The sequence below is a fragment of the Vicinamibacterales bacterium genome, from assembly GCA_036504215.1.
In the GTDB taxonomy this organism is placed as follows: domain Bacteria; phylum Acidobacteriota; class Vicinamibacteria; order Vicinamibacterales; family Fen-181; genus FEN-299.
The window spans coordinates 1-4,002 of sequence record DASXVO010000013.1 but is presented as its reverse complement, the minus strand read 5'-3'; the positions used below and the strand labels follow the sequence as shown (position 1 = coordinate 4,002).

The 4,002-nt window shown below is 67.9% G+C and carries 4 protein-coding genes; 1 reads left to right on the top strand and 3 read right to left on the bottom strand.

What is annotated here, in order from left to right; all coding sequences use genetic code 11:
- Window positions 1–435, top strand: a 435-nt coding sequence (locus VGK32_02665; GenBank protein HEY3380639.1) for a hypothetical protein, incomplete at its 5' end; no start/stop codon positions are given.
- On the opposite strand, the gene VGK32_02660 is transcribed toward VGK32_02665, so the two are convergent.
- The 3 genes from VGK32_02660 to VGK32_02650 all read right to left on the bottom strand — a co-directional run.
- Complete coding sequence (locus VGK32_02660; protein HEY3380638.1) at window positions 396–2,567, bottom strand: hypothetical protein; 2,172 nt, start codon at window positions 2,565–2,567, stop codon at window positions 396–398. The two genes, VGK32_02665 and VGK32_02660, sit on opposite strands and share 40 nt — an antisense overlap.
- Window positions 2,568–2,637: 70 nt before the next feature.
- On the bottom strand, window positions 2,638–3,513 hold the full coding sequence (locus VGK32_02655; GenBank protein HEY3380637.1) for a glycosyltransferase family 87 protein: 876 nt from the start codon (window positions 3,511–3,513) through the stop codon (window positions 2,638–2,640).
- A 210-nt stretch (window positions 3,514–3,723) separates the two neighbouring features.
- On the bottom strand, window positions 3,724–4,002 hold a 279-nt coding region (locus VGK32_02650; GenBank protein HEY3380636.1), incomplete at its 5' end, for a hypothetical protein.

The window sequence follows — 4,002 nt, the reverse complement described above, 5'->3', positions numbered from 1 at the left end:
CGGCTGAACGCGGTCGTGGCCATCGCGCTGGGGGCTCTCATCGTCGTCGCGCTTCCCTGGTGGCGGCCCGCCGACCCGCTGACCGGGCGACAGGGCCTGCTGTCGTACGCGCCGTCCGGGCTGGCGCAGGCGCTCAGGCATGCCGCCCCCGGCGGGCGCGTGTTCACGCAGCAGACCTGGGCGTCCTGGCTCGAGTGGGCGGCCCCGGACGCGCGCTACTTCGTCGACTCCCGGTTCGAGCTGTTCCCCGGCTCGGTGTTCACCCTCTACGGCGTGATCGCGCAAGGTGGCGACGCGGCCGTGGCACAGCTCGAGGGGCTGAGCGTGGATGCGGTGATCGTCGCGCCCGATGCACCGCTGGTCGCGACCCTCGACGGCGCGGGGTGGCGCCGGACCTACGAGGACGCGACCGGGGCGTTGTTCGCGAGGCCCTGACCCAGGTCATCCGTAGCGTCGTCCACGAGATCGGCGTCGGCGAGGAGACGGACCTTCGAGGCCGCAAGCCAGGCCCCGACGTAGAGCGCCGCCACCAGGATCAGCAGCGCCTGATACCCCGTGATCAGCCCGACGTACTCGATCGCGCCGCCGACCATCGCGCCCAGCAGGTTCGACGCGAACGCCATGTCGGCCGTCGACGTGTCGCGGAACGAGTGGCTGAACACGAGGTTCGCGAAGAACACAGGCGCGAACGCGAGGACGCCGGCGATCGCGTAGCGCAGCCATGCGGGCTCGATGAGCAGCGACGCGGGTGGCAGGAGCCAGGCGACGGCGATCGACATGAGCAGCGCGCCGTAGAGAGGCACCGGGTTCCGGATCCGGAACCGGGAGTTGATCGCGATCGCGAGCAAGACGCTCGCGAGGACCGCGAAGAACACGAGCGAGTTCACGATCCACGTCGAGCCGAAGAGCAGCGAGAACGTGACCAGCGCCCGCGTCTCGAGCAGCAGGAACGCGACGCCCAGCAGGAAGAAGTGCGGGCTGAACCGCCGGAGCGACGTCCCGGAGCCTTTCGCGGCCCGCCAGACCATGAACCCGGCGAACGCGAGGATGAGCCCAAGCGCGCCGAGGTAGTACGGCGCGACGTACGGCTCGATGAGGTACAGGAACGGCCAGTCATCAGTGGCGGCCTGCGGCGCGTGCGAGAGGTCGATTGCGTCAACCTGGTCGCCGGGCGGCCGGCCGCTCACCGCGTCGATGCCGGGGCCGATCGCGAGCGTCGCCGCCGCCTTGCCGTACAGGCGCGCGATGGGCGCCGTCCCGAAGGACTCCTTTAGCATTCCGCCGATCTTCGCCGGGAGCCAGTCCTGTCGATAGTAGTTGTAGAGGACGAACACGCCGCCGGGCGCCAGCCGGTCGCGCACCTCCCCGAACGCCTCGCGGGTGAACAGGAACGATTCCAGCCGCAGGTTGGCCGACGTGCTCACGAGCGTCAGCGAGTCGGGAAGCGCGAAGACCACCAGGTCGTACGTATCGTGGGTGCGGCGAATGAATGCCCGACCGTCGTCGTTGATACGCGTTACCCGCGGGTCGCCGTAGGGGTGATCGGGGTGATTGTCGGCGCCGATCTGCTGGATCGCCGGATCGATCTCCACGGCGTCCACGTGGCTCGCGCCCTTCGCCAGCGCGACTGCAACATCCGTCCCTGACCCCGCCCCGACGATGAGCACGTTGTTGAATGTCCGGTCCGGGAACCAGTTGTAGACCTGTCCGTACATGGCGATAGCCAGGGCCTTTTCCACGGGCCACATGACTTGGTGGGGGATCCCGTTGACGTCGATGGCGTTGATTCCGTCGGACTGGTACTGATCGATTCGGTAGTACGGGGACCAGATCTGACCCGGCCTCGCGGTGACCAGGAGAACGAGAACGGTCACGGCGAACGTCATGCCCGTGATGAACGATGCCCGCCGAACGCCGGCGGCAAGCCCGCCAAGGAGGAGCAGCACGCCGAGCACAAGGAACCAAGCGATCGGCCCAGTGCCGAGCCCACAGAGGACCGTGAACGCGGCGATGCCGGCCATGGATCCTGCGATGTCGAAGGTGTAGGCACGGAGCGGCGGCATCGACTTGAGCAGCCCGCCGAGCGGGACGGCGAGACTGGCCATGAGCACCGCCGCCAACGCCACGAGCGCGGGCAGCACGAGGAAGTTCACGTCGGCTGCCTTGGCGTTCTCGCTCAGCCCGAAGAAGATCTCGCCCGGCGACTTAAGCTGGATGCTCACGCGTCCGGTCATGACGAGGACGGTCACCGCCAGGAGGAGCGGGCCGAAGATCGGCAGCGCGATGCGCTTGGGATTGCGTCCCCACAGGATGCCGACCCCGATGCCTAGGAAGCTCGCCATGAGAAGGAAGTTGCGGAAGAACCCAACGTAGATGACGTTCGCGGGGATCCAGCGGATGAGCAGGAGCTCGGCGAACAGGACCGTCGCGCTGACGAGGAAGAGTCGGACCGACGGGCGGGCGAGGACCCCGACGGGATCGACAAGGAGGCGGGCGCTACTCGGGACGATGATGGTGGCGGGAGCCTCTCTAGGTTGTCGAGATGCCCCGATTTCGTGAGGACTCACCTATTTGTGATCAAACTCCGAGTTGGAGGGTTCTGGGTCGGATGTCGCGATGCCGCCGCGAGAGGGGGCGCTAGGTACGAAGGGATCGAGGGGTGCGACCAGATGCGTACGCGAGCGCGCAGACCATCGTCGCCGTCATCGTAGGGTAGGGGATCGGGATCGCCCACCCCACCGCAACAGGCACGACCCACGGGTGGTTCGCTCTCGCGCCCCACCACAGGAGGGCCGCGCTCATGGCGAGGCGGACCGCCAGCGGGACAGGGATTACCGGCAGCGGAAAGTCCTCTCCGCCAGCGAGGAACCGCACCCACTCGAACCAGTCGCCAGGGATGACGACGAACGAAAGCAGCGCCACAGTTCCGGTGGTACCTAGAGCGACGGCGAGGTTGCGCCATTCGCGCCGCGCGAGAAACCACAGGAGTCCAACGCCGGGCGTGAGCTTCGAGAGAAGCGCGAATGCCCACACCCCAGGACGCCGGAGCCCCGCCACGGCCGCCGCGCCGAGCAAGACATGGACGTTGCCCATTGCGATGTCTGCGAGCACGAGGGAGACGGGCACACCCGAGAGGAGGAACGCCACGTCGATCAGCAGCACGGGCAGCGCCCAGGCTCGGATCGTCGCCACCAGCACCGCGATTAGTCCGCCCTGCCAGAGCGCCATGAACCAGTGTTCGGGAAGCAGGCGGAACGGCGCTAGGACATCGGCGAAGGCGGGCGAATAGGTGAACGGTTCTTCGGCGAAGGCATACCGCTCGGCGTACAGGTAGCCTGGCTTTGCGGCGTAGTAGACGTGCGCGTCCTGCGCGGATGGAACGAGATGTGACACCTGCGCCACCGCAAGCGCGACACCGAGCCCGAGCGCCGCCGCCATCGACCACGGCGCCAACCGAGCGCGAACATGGTCGGGTACGGAGATCCCGCCGATCCCGTAGACCACGTCGATCACCCCACTTCGGATCCGACTGGACGCGGTGCGGTCCCCCGACCTGAGCGCGTCACGGCGATTGTCGGGCTATCGTCCACCAGCGATGCCATGTGACGCTGTATGGCTCAACTCGACCCGCCTCGGCAACGGTCAGCGAGGGACGGAGAACGTGGGCCAAGTCTGGGGCTCGAGCGTCGAGCTGGACACCTGTGGTGGTCCCCGCCTCATTCCCTATGCCGGCGTCGTGATCCAGTAGCGCTCCGCGGCGCCGTTCGGGACACGGCCCAGGTCCGCGATCCGCGTCGCGTGGCTGCGGACCGCGTTGGCCATCGCCTTCGGGTCTGTGAACAGCCGGTCGATCTGGCTCTCGTACAGGGCAATGCCCCGGATCTTGCGCTCGAGGACGTCGCTCACGTCGGCGTACTCGGGCGCGACGGACACGCCATCCGGGAGCCCGGGGAGTCCGCCGCCCGGGAGCTGCTCGATGCGCGTGAACTCGTCCCACCACGC